The organism is Shinella sp. WSD5-1 (assembly GCF_963942435.1).
Lineage (GTDB): Bacteria > Pseudomonadota > Alphaproteobacteria > Rhizobiales > Rhizobiaceae > Shinella > Shinella yambaruensis.
Genome location: NZ_OZ012600.1, coordinates 26,124 through 43,049, shown reverse-complemented (window position 1 = coordinate 43,049; position 16,926 = coordinate 26,124). Strand labels below are relative to the sequence as shown.

Sequence of the window (16,926 nt, the reverse complement as noted above, 5' to 3'; positions counted from 1 at the left end):
GCCTCCTCAGGCGATGAGATCGAGGGGTGAAAGGCCAGCGCGCAGCCGGGCAAGGCGCTCCTGCGCGCCCTTGGCGGTCAGGAATTGCGGCGTCAGGCGCGGCGCCTTGAGCAGGCCGCGCAGGCTGAGCTCCTGCATGACGGCGAAGTGGCGGGCCGCGATCTTGCCGAGCCAGAACGGCTCGAGATCGCCGCCGCCGCGCAGATGCGCGAGGATTTCCAGGAGGCCGCGCAGGTAGACCGCATCCTTGGCAAGCCCGCCGCCGCGGTGGAGGCGAAGCGCGATGTTGAAGGCGCCGGACGGGGCAAAGCCATGCTCGCGCACCAGCAGCCGGTAGGTTTCCACGAAACCCGCCCCGTCGAGCATGGCGGCACAGGCGACCACCCGCGCGGCGATCAGCCGGAGGCGGGCCGTCGTCATGCCGCCGACGAGATATTCCGCCAGAACCGCCAGCCCCTCCTGCGCCCCCTCGTAGCCGGCAAGGCCGGAACGGAAGAGCCGCAGCCCGTGGCCAGAGCCGTTGCAATAGGTCAGGAGATGCACGCCGACCTCGTGGCTCAGCAGCGCCTCGACCCGCTCGCGCGCCATCGTCGTGGTGCGGGCGATCAGCAGCCGGTCGCTCGACACCATCAGCCCGGGCGGAAGGTCGTTGCGCACCTCGACGCTCGGCGCGAAGGCGGAGAACTGCGCGCTGTAGCGGTCGATCATCGCGCGCGCCCGCCGCTCGACATAGCGATGGTCCACCTCCGGCGGGGCGGCCTTGCGGCCGGGTTTCGCGGTCGCCTCCAGGATATCGCCGGCGACCTTCGCCAGACGGCCGTCGACGGAGCCGTAGAGCGCGCGGCTCATCTCGACGAAGCGGGCATCCTCGCGGGCGGCGAGCATGGAGAGCTGGAGGTCCAGCTCCTGCTGCTTTTCGCCGTAGAGCCGTTCCAGCACCGGATCCTCGAACCGGTCGAGGTCAATGGAGAACAGCGCCTTCTTGCGCGCGGCGATATCGATGGCGAGCGGGCGGTAGAGAAAGGTCGGCGCGCGCTCGCAGCCGGCCGTGCGGAAGGCTTCGAAGGCCGCGTCGGCATTGATCGGCGTCACCGCGAGCAGGAAATCGAAGCTGGCGGCGATATCGTCCATGGCACGGTCGGCGCGGGTCACCGCCTCGACGAAGACGCGCCGGCCGAGCGCCCGGTGGGTGGCGGGCGCCAGCGCCGTCTCGGCGCGGGCGAACTGGCTTGCCGCGCGCAGCCCGGCATCGACCAGGTGGGCGACCAGCCGGCCCTGCAGCTCCGGATAGACGGCGCGCGAGGTCGGCACCCGGTAGATCGGCGCGACGCGCACGGTGAGCGTCGGGATATCCGGCAGGCGCCGGGCAAGGCCCGCATGGGGATCCTCGGCAAGTGTCGGCCGCGCGATGCGCGGCGCGCGGTAGCGGCCGTCGATCTTCTCCACCGCGCCGACGAAGGCCGACTGCGCGCGCTCCGCCGCCGCATCGGGCGAGGCCGAGACGCTGATCTCGAAGGGCGCGAGATAGGGCGTGTCCGCGGCCAGCTGGTCGCGTGCAAGCTCGCCGAAATCGAGCACGAGGAAGGCGCCGAATTCCTCGCGCATCCGTTCACCGACGAGGCGCACGATGGCCGCGGCGTCGGAGAGGTTGCCGGCCAGGAGATAGGCGGCATTGGCCATGGTGGCCGCGCGGGCGGCGGGAGCCGAGCGCCGGTTCACATGCACGGCGAGAAACGGCAGCGGGCGATCGAGGTGGAGCCGGCCGCGGCGCGGCAGGTCGAGCCGGACGGGAAGGCCGCGCTCCAGCGCGGCGGCGACCGCGGCGAGCGGGTCCGCCGCCTTGCGGGCACGCCCGCTCATGGCCCGCCCCCGCCCGGCATCGCCCGGAGAGCGCCTTCGAGCACCGGCAGGCTGGCGCGGATGGCGGCGCGAAAGGCATCGATCGCCTCCCGGTCCGGCGCGCCCGTCCACTCGTCCATGAAGATCTTCTTGAACTCCACGGCGATGGCGCAGCCGCGGCCGGGGAAATGCTGGTGCACGAAGCGCGTCTGCTCGCCCTTGCCGGCAAAGGCGACGTTTTCCCGGACATCGAGTTGCCGGCCGGGGAACGGCTGCTCGCGCAGACAGGCCATGAAGGCATCGACCACCGGCGCCCAGAACGCCCTGTCCATGGAGAAGGTGCCAATATTGATGTCCGGCGCCTCCGCCTGCGCGGTCGGCGGCCCGTCGGGGCCGGCCCGGCGATGGTTGTAGCTGTGCATGTCGAGGAGGACGAAGCGGCCATGCGCACGCTCCATGTCCAAAAGCACGGCCTTCAGCATGGCATAGTAGCCGTCGTGCTGGGCAAGCAGCGTCTCCAGCGCCTCCTGGCCGGGCGGCTCGGCCCAGATGTCGAGGCCCCAGGCCTGTTCCGGGCGCAGATAGACGGCGCCCTCGCGCGGCCGGTTCAGATCCACCTCGAAGCGCGAACGGTGGACGACGATCCGGTTGCCGATATCTTCGATGAAGGCGGCGGTGAAAGGGTCCTCCTCGCGCAGCCGGCCGGCGGCGTCGAGCTTCATGCGTGCTGCAAGGTCGCTGCGCAGCAGGTGGCCGTCGTGAATGGCGGTGCCGATGATCGGCGACTGGCCGCGTGCAACGCTCCAGAGCGCCCCTTCCCGCCGCCCATCGTTCTCGATCAGGTCCGTCATGCAGCCATAACGCGAAAGACGGATTCGGGTTCCCTTGCCGCCCGCCGGTCGGCGGAGAGCTGCTTGCACAGCCGTGCGAAATCCGGCGCGGGACCGATGGTGGGAATGGCGCTGCGATCCCGCGATTTCGCGCTTTTCCGGGGAAATTCATCACGCTGCGGCTTTGCACAGGGCGAAGAATATGCGCAAGTATGCACAAACGCCACCGGAGGCAGGAAGACGTGACGACATCCAGGTCCAGGCCGAAAAAGGCCTCGGTCAGCGCCATTCGCGTGGCCGAGCTCGCGGGCGTCTCGCGCTCGGCCGTCTCGCGCACCTTCACCGACGGGGCCAGCGTTTCGCCGGCGACGCGCGCCAAGGTGCTCGCGGCGGCGGAAAAGCTCGGCTACCACGTCAACCACCTGGCGCGCGGGCTGATCCATCACCGGTCCGGCATCGTCTGCATGATCGTGGCGGAGCTGCAGGCGCCCTTCCACTCCAATGTGGTGGAGGTCACCACGCGCAAGCTGCAGGCGATCGGCAAGGTGGTCATGGTGCTGAACACGGCCGGCCAGCCGGACAATGTCGAGGCGGCGCTGCGCCAGACGCTGAACTACCGCGCCGACGCCACGGTGGTGGTGTCCGGCGCGCCGCCCGTCTCGCTGATCGAGACCTGCATCGAGAACGGCCAGCGCGTCATCCTCATCAACCGCGACGACCCGATCGAGGGGCCGGAGATCGTGCTGGTGGACAATGAGAGCGCGGCGCGCGAGGCCTGCCTCATGCTGCACCGGGCCGGCTGCCGGCGCCTTGCCGTGGTCAGCTCGACGGCGGGCACGCCGAGCATCGTGACGCGCGAGCAATCCTTCGTCGCCGCTGCCGCCGAGCTCGGCCTCGAAGCGCAGGTCAGCCGTGCCGGGCCGACCAGCTACGCGACCGGCGCGGAAGGCGCCCGCCAGCTGCTCGGCGCCTCCGGCCGGCCGGACGGCGTGTTCTGCGCCACCGACCTGCTGGCGCTCGGCTTCATGGACGTGGCGCGGCTGGAATTCCGCCTCGACATCCCCGAGGCGCTCTGCGTCGTCGGCTTCGACGACATCCCGCAGGCCGGCTGGATCGGCTACAACCTCACCACCTTCCGCCAGCCGATCGGCGAGATCGCCGACCATATCGTCGCCATCATCGAGAAGGACGAGGCCGACCCCGCCCCGCCCAAGCGCCTGCCGACGCAGGTCGCCTGGCGCAAGAGCGTGCGGCCCTAGAATCTGTCAGGTTCATTCTGAACCAGACAGATTCTCGGTTTCTTTGTTTTCGTTTGTCTCTTCGGGAAAACCGGCTCCCACTTTTCCTGACAAACTCTAAAGCGCCCGGACGACGAGGTCGGGCAGGCTGAGGGAGAAATCCCGGTTCGGCGGACGCTCGAGATAGGCGCGCATCATGCGCAGCAGCGTGGAAAAGCGGGCCGGCAGGCCGTCGCCCTCGATATGCGGCGCCCTTGCGCAAATGTCCCGGTAGAAGGCGAGCCGGTCGGACGCGATGTCCGCCTGGCTGAGCTCGCCCGCCTTGCGCAGCCGGTACCAGTCCTCGACGAGCTCGTTGAGACCGAAGGCCGGCGCGCCGGCGGCAGCGAGCCCGAGCGTTTCGAGAAGGTCGGCGACCGTCGCCGTGCGCACGAACTCCACCATGTCGCGCGGCCATTCGCGCGCGAGGTAACGCCCGTGCACGAGGTTGACGAGATGGCGGCTGAGGAAGGTGCCGTGGTCGGGCGCGGAACTCGCGGCGGGCTCCGCCGCCCCTTCCCGCGCCGCCTCGGTGCGATAGGCCGCGAAGGCCGCGTCGTGGCCGGGCACCTGCCGGAGAGAGAGCGTGCGGATCTCGCTGCGATCGGCGCAGAGATCGACGATCTTCAGCCCCGGCCCGTAGCCGACCGGCGAGGGAACCGCGATATTGACGAAGCGTCCCGCGCCCGTCTCGTGCCGCGCCGTGTCGTTGACATGGAGATGGCCGGAGAAATGCAGGGAAACGCCGGTCGCGGCGAAGGCATCGGCCACCGCGGGTGTCGGTGCGCGGCGGGCAAGGCCGGTGGGGCCGAACAGCGCGACCTCCTCGCTCGACACGCCGCCGAGCGGATCGAGCGCCGGATAGTGCGAGAAGGCGACGAGCCGCTTGCCCCTAGCCTTCGCCCGCGTCGCCACGTCCGCCATCCAGGCAAGGAGATGGGCGCGATGCGCGAGCACGGCCCGCCAGCCGCCGTCGGTCGGATCGTGGAACTCTCCGGGATCGGCGAGATCCTCCGCCCCGTCGCGCGGCACGCAGACATTGGCGTCGATGGCGAGCACCCAGAGGCCTTCCACCGGCTCGACGAGATAGGAGGAATCGATCATCCGGCAGCGCGTGCCGCCGTCCGGGCTTACCGCCTCGTAGCTGCGGGCCTCCCAGGCCGGATCGGTGCCGAAGGGGCTTTCCCAGTGCAGGTCGCCCGCCTCGGGCATGAAGCCGAGGCCGGAGAGCATGGCGAGCGCCTCCGCCGTGCCGAGCGTCGCCGCCTCCGGGCAATCGGCGCTTCTGAGGAGCAGCGACCGGCCGTCGGCCATGAGGAAGCTCTTGTCCTGCGGCCGGCCGGCAAGGGCGTAGAAATCGTGGTTGCCGGGGGTCATCAGCACGCGGATGCCGTGGCGCTCGCGATACTCCGCGACAAGGTCGAGCGCGGCGCGGATGTTCGGCCGCTGGCCGTCGTCGGTGAGATCGCCGACGAGGAGCACGGTCTTCACGCCGGCCGCGGCGACATGATCCAGCGCGGCGCGGAAGGCGGGGATGCTCTCGTTGAAGACGCGCGTCGAGGCGGCGGTCTCGGCAAAGCTGCGGATGGCGCCGGGCAGGCCGGAGCCCTCGGGAATCCACGCACAATCATGCACATGCGGATCGGCGATGACGGCGATGCGGATCATGCAGTGGCTCTTGCGGGCGCGGCGGCGCGGGCGCGATCGGCCTCGACGAGGCGCACCCAGCCGGCGGCGCTCTCGGCGGCGGCGATAAGCATGGGCTTCGGCGTCTCGTGCCATTCGTCGGGGCGCAGCTCGCGCTTCACCCGCACATGGTCGACCGCGGCGGCGAGCGTCGGGAATTCGCCGGGGATCTGCAAATGCAGCAAGAGCGCGGCGAGGATCACCGAGCGGGAGCGCCCGGCCCGGCAGTTGACCAGCACGTTGCCGCGCTCGCGCATGGGATAGCTCGGCTTTTCCGGCAGGACCTGCTGCAAGGCGCCGAGCAGCTGGTAGTAGCCGGCGAGGAACATCGTGTCGGGATTGCCGGGGCCGTCGACGATGCCGAGCTTGTAGTAGCGGATGGGCGCCGGGCCGTAGCCGACGCAGCTGTCATGCGAGACCTCGTCGGGCGCCGCGACATAGTTGAAGTCGAGGTTGACCGCGCAGTTGAGCACGGTGGAAATGCCGTTCTCGCGCAGCAGCGGCACGTCCGACGCCCCCTCGCGACCGCCGACGAAGAGATCGACGCCGAAGCCCGGCAGGTTCTCGTAGACGCGGCTGATCGGCGGGCGATCGTAGTGGCGGGTGGGTTTGTCGGTCATGCGGTTCTCCGATGCTCTTCTTCCGCCGCGGCCAGAAGGTCCGGCCCGGTCAGAAGGGGAATGCCCGTCGCCTCCGACAGGATGGCGGCGACGCCGGGCGCGGCGGCCAGCACCGCCGCGCCGGCGGTCAGCCCGCCGAGCGACAGGAACGGCCCCGTCACCCCGCCCGCCTCGCGCACGAGCAGGAGGCCGGCAAGGCAATCCCAGGAATTCATGTGCAGCTCCGCATAGCCGTCGCTGCGCCCGTCCGCAACATAGGCGAGCCCCAGCGCCCCGCAGGCGCCGCGCCGCACATTGCTGCCCGCCTCGAAGAGCGCGTTGAGCGCGCCGATATAGCGGGCGAGCGGCCGGCGGTTCGACCAGCCCATCTCGAAGGAGGTGGCGGTGATGTCGCTCGTGGCGGAAACGCGGATCGGCTTGCCGTTGCGGTGCGCCCCGCGGCCGAGGCGGGCGAAATAGACCTCGTCCAGCACCGGGTTGACGATAGCGCCGAGCTGCACTTCGCCCTTGGCGATGAAGGCGATGGCGACGCAGAAATGCGGGATCGCCCGGGCGAAATTGGCCGTGCCGTCGATGGGATCGACCACCCAGGCCTGCCGGCCGGGCTCGCCGCCGCCCTCCTCGCCGAGGAAGCCGTCCTCGGGGAAAGCCTCCGAGATCCGGGCGCGCAGATGGTCTTCCACCTGCCCGTCGGTCTCCGTCAGGTAGTCCTGCGGGCCCTTCATGCTGACCGCCTGCCCCGTCTGCCGGGCAAAGCCGGCGCGGGCGAGATCCGCCGCCTCGCGGACAAGCGCGTGCAGGAAGGCCTCCCGGCGGTCGATCGCCCCCTCGTCAATGCTCATGTGCCCTGTCTTTCCTGCCCTGTTCGTTTCCGGTTCATCATTGCCGCCGCAAGGGCGGCAGGCGGGCCGGGAAACGGCCCGCCCGTCTTTGGCTCAGCGCTTGTAGTGGACGCGCCAGAAATCCTGCCAGTCCTGCCGGCTGTCCCAGTCTTCGAGGCCTGTCGCCGGGTCGTAGTTCAGCAGGGCATCGAGATGCTTGCCGATGCCCGACGGCTCGTCGTCCGGCAGGCCGACGGTGCGGTTGCTGGACAGCTTGCCGTCCTCGGCCTGCGGCGCGATGCCCTCGGCCGTCATGGCATAGTGGACGAAGAGCTTTGCCGTATTCGGGCTGTCCGAGCCCTTGACGATGACGCCGACCGTCGGGTTGGAGAAGCCGATGATCGGATCCACCCCGGTGCAAAGGCCCAGCGAGAAGCCCTTGCCCGCATTGTCGCGGAACTTGGCCGAGGCGACGAGGCCGACGAAGGGCTCGCTCTGGCCGGGCGCGGCGACGGCCTCGGCGGCGGCGGAATCCGAATCCGTCAGCAGCGGGCCGTTGGCCGCGAGCGCCGCCACGAAGGCCTCGGTCGCGCTGCCGAGGTCGCTCTCCAGCTTCTTGCCGTACTGCTTCTCGTAGGCGGCGGCGATCTTGTCGTCGATGCGGCTGCGCATCTGGTTGAACCAGTCGGTGTAGGACGGCTTGCCGAGCGGGTCCTGCATGGCGACCTTGCCCTTCCACTCCGCCTCCGTGAGCTGCCAGATATTGGTGATCGGGCACTTGTCGTAGAGCTTGGTGTTGTAGGCGAGGAAGTTGGGGCTCGACACGACGAGCAGCGGGTTGTGCGCCTCGGGCGAGATGTCCTTGGCGAGATCCGGCGGCACCCAGTTCTCCACGAAGCCGGCGGGCATCAGCTGGCCGACCACCGCCGAGGGGTCGGAGATGAAGGACACGTCCGTCTGGATGTTGCCCGACTGGGATTCGCGGATGATCGTTTCGAGCTGCGCGGTCGCCTTGGATTTCGAGCCCTCCGCCTTCAGCCCGTATTTGGCGTTGAACGCCTCGACCATGTCGACGATCTTGCCGGTGCTGTCATAGACCGACAGCGGCGGCTCCTTCTTCGCCGCCTCGATCAGCGCGTCGAGGTTGAAGTCTTCCGCCAGCGCCCCGCCGGCCATGCATAGCGCCAGCGCAGCGCCTGCCAGTAAACCGTATTTCCGCATGCTCTCCTCCTCCAGCTTCGCCCCGTCCGTCTCTTCCCATCGGATGGCGCGGGTTTCAGTTTCCGTTTCGGTTCAGGCGGCGCGCGCCAGCGTGTCGTCGGCGCCGGCAAGCCTGAGGCCCGCCGCGTCGAAGACATGCATGGCCGTCGGCCGGGCATGGACGAAGACCCGCTCGCCGCCCTTCAGCACCGGGCATTCGGTGGTGGTGGCGAAGAGGGCGCGGCCGTCGACCTTCAGTTCGATGATCCAGCTTCCGCCGGTCGGCAGGATGCCGGTGACCTCGGCCGCATGGCGGAAGCTGTCGCCGGGAACGGCAGCCTCCGAGCGCGCGATCTGCAAGGCCTCGGGCCGAAAGCCCACCGAGCCGACCCCCGCGCTCTCGCCGAGCCGACCGGCGAGCCAATGCGATGCGGCGCGATCCAGCGCATGGCCGGTCGCGGTTTCGAGAATGTTGATCGGCGGGCTGCCGACGAATTCGGCGACGAAGCGGTTGGCCGGCCGGTCGTAGATGTCGTTGGGCGTGCCGAGCTGCTGCAGCCGGCCCTCGTTCATGACGGCGATGGAGGTGGCGAGCGTCATCGCCTCCCACTGGTCGTGCGTGACGAAGACGATGGTGGTGCCGAAGGCGGCGTGGATGCGCTTCAGCTCGGCGCGCATTTCGAGCCTCAGGCGCGCGTCGAGGTTGGACAGCGGCTCGTCGAGCAGCAGCACGCCGGGATTGACCGCCAGCATGCGGGCGAGCGCCACGCGCTGCTGCTGGCCGCCGGAGAGCTGCGAGGGGTAGCGGTGCCGGTACTTCTCGATGTCCAGCGCCTTCATGACCTCGGTCACGCGCGCCTCGCGCTCGGCCTTCGGCACCTTGCGCAGGCGCAGGCCGAAATCCGTGTTGCGCTCGATGGTGAGATGCGGCCAGAGCGCATAGGACTGGAAGACGAGGCCCATGCCGCGCTTTTCCGGGCCGATGAAGGCGCCGCGCGCCGGGCTGTCGACGATCTTCTCGCCGACGCGGATCTCCCCGTCCGTCAGGTTCTCCAGCCCGGCGATCATGCGCAGCGTCGTCGTCTTGCCGCAGCCGGAGGGGCCGAGCAGGCACATGAACTCGCCGTCCTTGATGTGAAGGTCGAGGTCGCTCACCGCGTTGGGCGAGCCGGCGCCGTAGGATTTCTGCACATTGCTGAGAACGATATCGGGCATCAGTTTCCAAGTCCCTCGGCAAGGTTGGTGCGGGTGAGCCGCTGGGCGAGCACCGTGCCGCCATAGGCAAGGCCGGCGATGATCAGCACCACGGCGTTGGCGGCCTGGGTGTAGTTGTAGTCGACGAGGCGCAGCGAGAAGGTCGTCAGCACGTCCGTGGCGGGCACGGCGAGGATGACGAAGAGGCTGAGCCCCTTGATGCCCGAGATGAAGGGCAGGAGGATGCCGGTGACGAGCGAGCCCTTCTGGATCGGGATGACGATCGAGGTCATGCGGCGGAACCAGCCGGCGCCGACGATCTGCGCCGCCTCCTCCGGGTCCTTGCCGAGCTGCATCATGGCCGAGATGCCGGCGCGGGACGCATAGGGCATCTGGTCCGCCATCAGGGCGAGGATGAGGATCAGCGTCGTGCCGTAGAGGCCGGGGATCGGCCCGCGCTGCACGGCGAAGAGCGAGAGATAGGCGGCCGCGAAGGCGATGCCCGGCACCAGATAGGGCATGAAGGTGACCTGCCGCAGGAAGATCGCCAGCGGCCGGATGGTCGTGCGCACCACGACATAGCCGGTGAGCACGCCGAGGATGCCCGAGCAGACCGAGGCGATGCCGACGATCCAGATCGTGTTCAGCGCCGCCTGCCAGAGATCGGGGCTGAGCAGGATGCCGGTGCGCATGGCGACCGTCGGCAGGTCCCGGCCGATCCAGTAGTCGAGCGTGAAGTTCGACAGGGCGAAGCTGCCGGGCTGGTGCATGACCGTCGAGAGCGCCAGCGTCAGGAGCGGCATGCCGACGGAGACGATGAAGATGGCGGCGGCAAAGCCGCTGGCCGGCCAGCGCCAGGATTTCAGCCGCGACAGCCGGTTCATCGCGCCCTTGGAGCCGACGGTGACGAAGCGCCGCGCCTCGCGGGCGAGATGCGCGTCGATCATGATGGCCAGAACGCCGATCAGCATGATGGCGCCGGCGAGCACGCCCGCAACGCCGGTCTGGCGCGAGCCGATGGAGCGGTAGAGCGAGGTCGCCAGCACGTCGAACTTCACCGGCAGGCCGAGCACATAGGGCACGCCGAACTCGCCGAGGCATTTGGCGAAGATGAGCAGCACCGCCGACAGCAGCGCGGGGCGCATCAGCGGCAGGATGATCTGCAATGCGACCACCCGGCCCGGCGCGCCGAGAATGCGCGCGCTGTCCTCCAGCTGGCTGTCGAAGCGGCGCAGCGCCGAGCCGAACAGCAGGATGACGAAGGGGGTATAGTGCAGCGCGAGGATGATGGTGATCGGCACCTGGCCATAGGCGAGCCAGTCCGGCGGCGACAGGCCGATCGCCTCGAACCAGCCCGGCTGGCCGCCGACGGTGCGGTTCTTGAACAGCGTGGTCCAGGCGAGCGCGAAGGTCCAGGCCGGCAGCATGTAGGGCACGATGAGGGCGGTGGCGAACCATCGGCGGCCGAACATGTCGGTGCGCGCGATCAGCCAGGCGAGCACGCCGCCGACCGACAGCGAGATGGCGATGGCGCCGAAGGCCACCTTCAGCGTGTTGGCGAGCGGCTCCCAGAAGAGATCGTAGGCGACGGGAGAGGCGAAGGCGCGGTAGAGATAGTAGGCGGTGAAGCTGCCCGTTTCGCCCGCCGTGCGCCGCTCGTCGCCGAACTGCACGGTGGCCGCATCCGAAAGGATCGACAGGATCGGCACGACGATGAGATAGGCAAACAGCGCCGCCATCAGGACGGCGATCACCGTCGTCGGCTCGCGCAGCGCCAGCCGCAACCGGTAGCGCCAGCGCGCGCCGCCAACGGGCGCTGGCGCTACAGCCGCATCAGACGTGGCCATGGAGCCCGCCTTGTGCGCTGCGGCACGTTTTTCCAACAATCTTCGCAAAGCCGTGCAATGTTTCCTCCCCTGCCGGCTTCCGCCGGCCACCGCACCGAATTCGACCAAACCGGGAATGTTTCCTCCCATCCCGGCTGGTCAGTGGGTGCAGTCAATCATTGAGGGTCGGCACTTGTCAACACAATATTGCACAGCCGTGCATTGATGTGTGAAACCGGCCGGCTAGGCAAACCCGGCCAGCTTTTCGAGGTCGGCGCGGGCGCCCGGACCTGCGGCGACGACCGGCGATCCTTTGGTCAGCCGCTCACCCTCCACCGGGAAGGGGTGATGCCAGCCGCCGGCCTCCTTCACGAGGCAATAGCCGGCAAGGCAATCCCAGGCGTGCATGTAGGGCTCGTAGTAACCGACGAGCCGGCCGGCCGCGACATAGGCGAGCATCAGCGCGCCGGAGCCGTTGCGGATGAAGGTGCCGCCGGCCTGCAGCAGCCGGCTGACGATATCGGCCATGGCCTCCGGCGTCACATGGCTGTTGGCGCCGATGCCGGTCATGGCATTGCGCACGTTGCGAGTGGGATCGAGCGTCAGGACCTTGCCGTTGAGCTTGGCGCCCCTGCCGGCGGCGGCGGCATAGAGCTCGTTGTGGCAGGGCGCGCCGATGACGCCGATGACGGGCTCGTCGCCGTGCAGCACGGCGACCGAGACGCACCAGTTCGGCATGCCGCTGACGAAGGGCGCGGTGCCGTCGATGGGATCGACCACCCAGGTATAGCCGGAGATGCCCGCCGTGTGGCCGAACTCCTCGCCGAGGAAACCGTCCCCGGCGAATGTCGCCTCGACCCGCTCGCGGATCAGCTTCTCCACATTACGGTCGGCGATGGAGACGACGTCCTGCGGGTCGCGCTTGGTCTCGATCACCAGGCTGTCGCGGCGGTTGAAATAATCGAGCGCCATGGCTCCCGCCTCCTGGGCGATGGCCTTGGCGAGGACGAAGCGCCTGTCGAGGTCCGTCTCTTGCGACGTCATGCTGATTTCCTTGGGTAAGCAATTCCAGCAAAAGTGCGAAGCGGTTTTGCGTCCGGAATTGCGTAAAAACAAAAAGATAGAGCGTTTCCGCGATTCGAGGAAAAGCGGAATTGCTCTAGTTGCTGATGAGGGCGATGCCGCGGTTCTTGAAGCCGAGCGTGGCGTTAGAGGCGGCGGGCAGGATGCGGTCGACGGCATGGTCGACGATGAAGAGCGTGCCGACATCGGTCTCCACCTCGTATTCGACATGGTCGCCGAGATAGGCCGAATGCAGGATGCGGCCGGCCAGCCCCTCGCCGCGGCCTTCGGCGAGCGTCACCGCGCCGGGGCGCACGGCAAGGCTGGCGGCGCCGGGTTTCGCCCGGCCGGCGGGCACGCGGTGCGTAAGGCTGCCGATGCGGATATCGGCCTCGGCGCCGTTGATGCCGACGACCTCGCAGGCGATGACATTCGCCTCACCCATGAAATCGGCGATGAAGGAGGAGGCCGGGAATTCGTAAAGCTCGCGCGGGGCGCCCGACTGGGCGATCTCGCCGTCCTTCATGACGATGATGCGGTCGGAGACGGCAAGCGCCTCGTCCTGGTCGTGCGTGACATAGACGGCGGTGAAGCCGAGGCGCTGCTGGAGCTCGCGGATCTCGGTGCGCACCCGGCGGCGCAGGCGGGCGTCGAGGTTGGAGAGCGGTTCATCGAGCAGCAGCACCTGCGGCTCCAGCACCAGCGCGCGGGCGACGGCGACGCGCTGCTGCTGGCCGCCGGAAAGCTCGGCCGGCAGGCGCCCGCCCATGCCGGCAAGGCCGACGAGCGAAAGCCCCTCCTCCGCCTTCTCCCGCGCCTCCCTGCGCGAGAGGCCGGAGGATTCCAGACCGTAGGCGACATTGTCGAGCGAGCTCATATGCGGGAAGAGTGCATAGGACTGGAAGACCATCGAGACGTCGCGCTCGTTGGCCGGCAGCATGGTGACGTCCTTGCCGCCGATGAGGATGCGCCCGGCCGTCGGGTGTTCCAGCCCGGCGAGCATGCGCAGCGTCGTCGTCTTGCCGCAGCCGGAGGGGCCGAGCAGGGTGACGAGCGTGCCGGGCTCGATGGTGAGCGAAAGGTCGGGGATGGCGGTGAAGGCGCCGAAGGTCTTCTTCACGTTCTCGAAGGTGACGGAGCCGGCTTTCTGGTTGATCATGCGGTTTTCTCCTGACGAGAGGGGGCAAGGCCGGCGACGCGGTTTTCACGGCGCAGGCGCCGTTCGCCCACGAGAAGCTGGAAGCCGGTGATGACGGTGATCATCACGACGATCAGCATGGAGGAATAGGCGATCGCCACGCCGTATTCGCCGTTCTCGACGAGGCCGACGATATAGGAGGTCGCCATGTTGTATTCGGCGCTGACGAGGAAGATGACGGCGCTGATCGAGGTGATGGCGCGCACGAAGGAATAGACGAGCGCTGCGGTGATGGCGGGCCGCAGGAGCGGCAGGATGACCTTGCGGATGGTGCGGAAGCTGCCGGCGCGCAGCGTCAGCGAGGCCTCGTCCAGGCTCTTGTCGAGCTGGCTCATCGCCGCGATCCCGCCGCGCACGCCGACCGGCATGTTGCGGAAGACGAAGCAGGCGATCAGGATCAGCGCCGAGCCGGTCATCTCCAGCGGCGGCAGGTTGAAGGCCATGATGTAGCTGACGCCGATGACCGTGCCGGGAATGGCGAAGCTCATCATCAGCGCGAACTCGAACACGTTCTTGCCGGTAAACTTCTGGCGCACGATGATATAGGCCGTCAAAAGGCCGACGATGGCCGTCAGCGGCGCGGAGATCAGCGCGATCTCCATCGTCGTCCAGAACGAGTTCCAGGCGACGCCCGTCCAGGCGATGCTGCCGTCGAAGCTGATGGAGAAGGCCTTGGCGTAGTGGTCGAGCGTCAGCGAATTGTCGAGGCCCCAGGTCTTCACGAAGCCGCCGACGAGGATCATGCCGTAGACGACGAGCGTGAAGAGGCCCCAGGGGATGACGATGGCATGCACGCCGATAGACAGGCCGCGCGGCAGCGCGATATGCGCCCCGCTGTCGCCCTTGCCCGTGACTGTGGCGAAGTTCTTGCCCGACAGCCAGAAGCGCTGGGCGAGGAAGGCCGAGAGCGTGAAGACGAGCAGCACTATGGCGAGCACGGCGGCGCGCGAGGGATCGTTCTGCGAGCCGACGACGGCGAAGAAGATCTCCGTCGAGAGCACGCCGTGGCTGCCGCCGAGCACCAGCGGATTGCCGAAATCGGCCATGCTCTCGATGAAGCCGATAAGGAAGGCATTGGCGAGGCCCGGCTTCATCAGCGGCAGCGAGACGCGCCGGAAGGTGCGCCAGCGGTCGGCGCGCAGCGTCGTGGAGGCCTCCTCCATCGACGGGCTGACGCCCTCGACGACGCCGATCAGGACGAGGAAGGCGATCGGCGTGAAGGAGAGGACCTGGGCGATCCAGATGCCGGTGAGGCCGTAGAGCCAGCGGCCGGGCTCGATGCCGAAAAGCGCCGAAAGCCCCTCGGTGATGACGCCCGCGCGGCCGAAGAGCAGCGTCAGCGCCAGGCCGATGACGAAGGGCGGCGTGATGATCGGCAGGATGGTGAGGAGGCGCAGGCCCTTCTTGTAGGGAAAGCGCGTGCGGGTGGCGACCAGCGCGAAGGCGAGGCCGAGCAGCGTCGAGCCGAGACCGGTCATGATGGCGAGCCACAGGGTGCGCCAGGCAACGCCGCAGCGCCCCGCACCGATGACGCAGTTCAGGCTCCAGATGCTCGGATCCTGAAGGTTGCGGATGAAATTGTCCGGATTGAACGAGCCGTCGAAGTCCTGCACCGAGCCGGCGAACATGCTGCTGATCGGATAGAAGACGAAGACCGCGACGAGGAAGACGAGCAGCGAGATGGCGCTGACGACGAAGGCATCGCCCTTCATGACGCCGCGCTCGGCAAGGCCGAAGGAAAAGAGCAGCACGAAGACGACGGCCGACAGCACGGCGCCGGCGCCCATCGAGGGCTGGCCGTCCGAAAGCGCGCCGAACAGGCTTTCGCTGATCGTCCACGTCCAGCCGGAAAAGCCGATGGCAAGGCCCTGCAGCGACAGGAAGAGGACGCCGAGCGCACCCAGCCAGGCCAGCGCGGCGCCGCGGCGCATCGGGTCCGCCATGCCGCGCGCCGCGCCGGCAAGAAGAAGCAGCAGAACGACGCCGGCTAGCCACCACCGGCCATGCGCGGCGATCTGCACGAGGCCGGGCGCGACCTCGGTCGAAAGAGGGAAACCGGCCAGCCAACCGAACCCGTAGAAGCCGCCGTCGATCCGGTACCAGGGCAGAAGGGTCAAAGCGACCGCGCCCAGGATCAGGACCACGTCCAGCCTGCGATTGCCATGTCTCATGGCCGACCTCGCTATGGTGTGTCGTTTCGGGAAGACGGCGCCCGGAGGAGACGGGCGCCGTCCATCGGGCCGTCAGTTGGCGGCCGCGCCGACTTCGCGGTCCCAGCGCTCCAGAAGCGCCTTGCGCTTGGCCGGCTCGCCATAGGTCGCGAAATCGTAGTCGATCAGCTTGATGTCCTCGAAGCGCGGCGCTTCCTTCGGGATTTCCGCGTTCTTGTTCGACGGCAGCTGGAAGGACTTCGCATCCTTCATGCGCGACTGGACCTCCGCGGTCAGTGCCCAGTCGTACCAGATCTTGGCATTGTCGAGGTTGCGCGCGCCCTTGATGATCGACATGGAGCCGATCTCGTAGCCGGTGCCTTCGCAGGGCGTGATCGACTTGACCGGGAAGCCTTCGGCCGTCTGCGCCACCGCGTCATGCACGAAGACGATGCCGAGCGCCGTCTCGCCGCGCGCCGCCGCCTTGACGGGCGCCGAGCCGGACTTGGTGTATTGCGAGATGTTGTCGTTGAGCTTCTTCAGGTAGTCGAAGGCCGGGTCCTCGCCCATGATCTGCACGAGGGAGGCGAGCGCCGTATAGGCGGTGCCGGAGGAGTTCGGGTTGGCGATCTGGATCTCGCCCTTCAGTTCCGGCGCCAGGAGATCGGCCCAGCAGACCGGCTCCTTGAAGCCCTTCGACTTGAAGATCTCGGTGTTGTAGCCCCAGCCGAGCGCGCCGGCATAGACGCCGACCGTCTTGTAGCCCGCGCTTTCGGCCTGCTTCTTCGCCCAGTCGTTCAGTTCGTCGAGCTTCGGCGACTTGTATTCCAGCGTCAGGTTCTCCGACGCGGCCTGCAGATGCGGGTCGCCCGTGCCGGCCCACCAGATGTCGGTCTTCGGGTTGCGGGCCTCGGCGCGCACCTTGGCATAGGTCTCGCCCGAGGACAGGCGCACCATGTTCACCTTGATGTCGCTATGCGCCTTCTCGAAATCGCCCTTCATCTGCTCGCAGATGACGACGTCGGCCGAGCAGATGAGGTTGAGTTCGCCGGCCGCCGCAGCCGGCAGGGCGGCAAGCGCCGTTCCGGCGAAAAGCATGAGGGAAAGGGTTCTGGTCTTCATGGGGCATCCTCCTGTTGCCTGGTTTTGATCTGCAGCACGAACGGGCACGGCGAGGCCATCGGGCTACCCGCGGGCGGCGCGTTCGCGTGTTGTCGAATAGG

Annotated in this window: 13 protein-coding genes; 1 reads left to right on the top strand and 12 read right to left on the bottom strand. The window is 68.3% G+C overall.

Features of this window, described 5'->3' with window-relative positions; genetic code table 11:
- Positions 1-6: 6 nt before the first annotated feature.
- Together AABQ55_RS30685 and AABQ55_RS30680 are read right to left on the bottom strand one after the other, a co-directional pair.
- Positions 7-1,860, bottom strand: coding sequence for a flavohemoglobin expression-modulating QEGLA motif protein (locus AABQ55_RS30685; protein WP_272808947.1), 1,854 nt, complete (start codon positions 1,858-1,860; stop codon positions 7-9).
- Positions 1,857-2,690, bottom strand: coding sequence for an N-formylglutamate amidohydrolase (locus AABQ55_RS30680; RefSeq protein WP_272808946.1), 834 nt, complete (start codon positions 2,688-2,690; stop codon positions 1,857-1,859). The genes AABQ55_RS30685 and AABQ55_RS30680 overlap by 4 nt, the downstream gene beginning before the upstream one ends.
- Before the next feature lie 191 nt (positions 2,691-2,881).
- Here AABQ55_RS30680 and AABQ55_RS30675 point away from each other — a divergent pair, with 191 nt between their 5' ends.
- Positions 2,882-3,928, top strand: coding sequence for a LacI family DNA-binding transcriptional regulator (locus AABQ55_RS30675; RefSeq protein WP_445190520.1), 1,047 nt, complete (start codon positions 2,882-2,884; stop codon positions 3,926-3,928).
- Positions 3,929-4,024: 96 nt separating this feature from the next.
- Here AABQ55_RS30675 and AABQ55_RS30670 read toward each other — a convergent pair whose 3' ends face one another.
- The 10 genes from AABQ55_RS30670 to AABQ55_RS30625 form a co-directional block, all read right to left on the bottom strand.
- Positions 4,025-5,614 carry a metallophosphoesterase family protein gene (locus tag AABQ55_RS30670; RefSeq protein ID WP_272808944.1) on the bottom strand — a complete coding sequence of 530 codons (1,590 nt, stop codon included), beginning with the start codon at positions 5,612-5,614 and terminating at the stop codon, positions 4,025-4,027.
- A complete protein-coding gene (locus AABQ55_RS30665; protein ID WP_272808943.1) occupies positions 5,611-6,252 on the bottom strand; it encodes a dual specificity protein phosphatase family protein in 642 nt (213 codons plus the stop codon). The genes AABQ55_RS30670 and AABQ55_RS30665 overlap by 4 nt, the downstream gene beginning before the upstream one ends.
- Positions 6,249-7,094 (bottom strand): inositol monophosphatase family protein, encoded by an 846-nt coding sequence (locus AABQ55_RS30660; RefSeq protein ID WP_272808942.1) that lies wholly within the window; start codon positions 7,092-7,094, stop codon positions 6,249-6,251. Before AABQ55_RS30660 ends, AABQ55_RS30665 begins: the two co-directional genes overlap by 4 nt.
- Positions 7,095-7,187: 93 nt before the next feature.
- Positions 7,188-8,294, bottom strand: a complete 1,107-nt coding sequence (locus AABQ55_RS30655) for an ABC transporter substrate-binding protein (protein WP_272808941.1) — start codon at positions 8,292-8,294, stop codon at positions 7,188-7,190.
- A gap of 72 nt (positions 8,295-8,366) precedes the next feature.
- On the bottom strand, positions 8,367-9,488 hold the full coding sequence (locus AABQ55_RS30650) for an ABC transporter ATP-binding protein (RefSeq protein ID WP_272808940.1): 1,122 nt from the start codon (positions 9,486-9,488) through the stop codon (positions 8,367-8,369).
- Entirely contained in the window at positions 9,488-11,314 is a 1,827-nt protein-coding gene (locus AABQ55_RS30645) for an ABC transporter permease (RefSeq protein ID WP_272808939.1), read from the bottom strand. Before AABQ55_RS30645 ends, AABQ55_RS30650 begins: the two co-directional genes overlap by 1 nt.
- 222 nt (positions 11,315-11,536) lie before the next feature.
- A complete protein-coding gene (locus AABQ55_RS30640) occupies positions 11,537-12,337 on the bottom strand; it encodes an inositol monophosphatase family protein (RefSeq protein WP_272808938.1) in 801 nt (266 codons plus the stop codon).
- A gap of 115 nt (positions 12,338-12,452) precedes the next feature.
- Positions 12,453-13,514, bottom strand: a complete 1,062-nt coding sequence (locus AABQ55_RS30635) for an ABC transporter ATP-binding protein (protein ID WP_272808937.1) — start codon at positions 13,512-13,514, stop codon at positions 12,453-12,455.
- The gene (locus AABQ55_RS30630; protein ID WP_272808936.1) at positions 13,511-15,724 is read right to left on the bottom strand and encodes an ABC transporter permease; all 2,214 of its coding nucleotides are present in this window, start codon (positions 15,722-15,724) and stop codon (positions 13,511-13,513) included. Before AABQ55_RS30630 ends, AABQ55_RS30635 begins: the two co-directional genes overlap by 4 nt.
- Before the next feature lie 72 nt (positions 15,725-15,796).
- Positions 15,797-16,825 carry an ABC transporter substrate-binding protein gene (locus tag AABQ55_RS30625; RefSeq protein WP_272808935.1) on the bottom strand — a complete coding sequence of 343 codons (1,029 nt, stop codon included), beginning with the start codon at positions 16,823-16,825 and terminating at the stop codon, positions 15,797-15,799.
- Positions 16,826-16,926 lie beyond the last annotated feature (101 nt).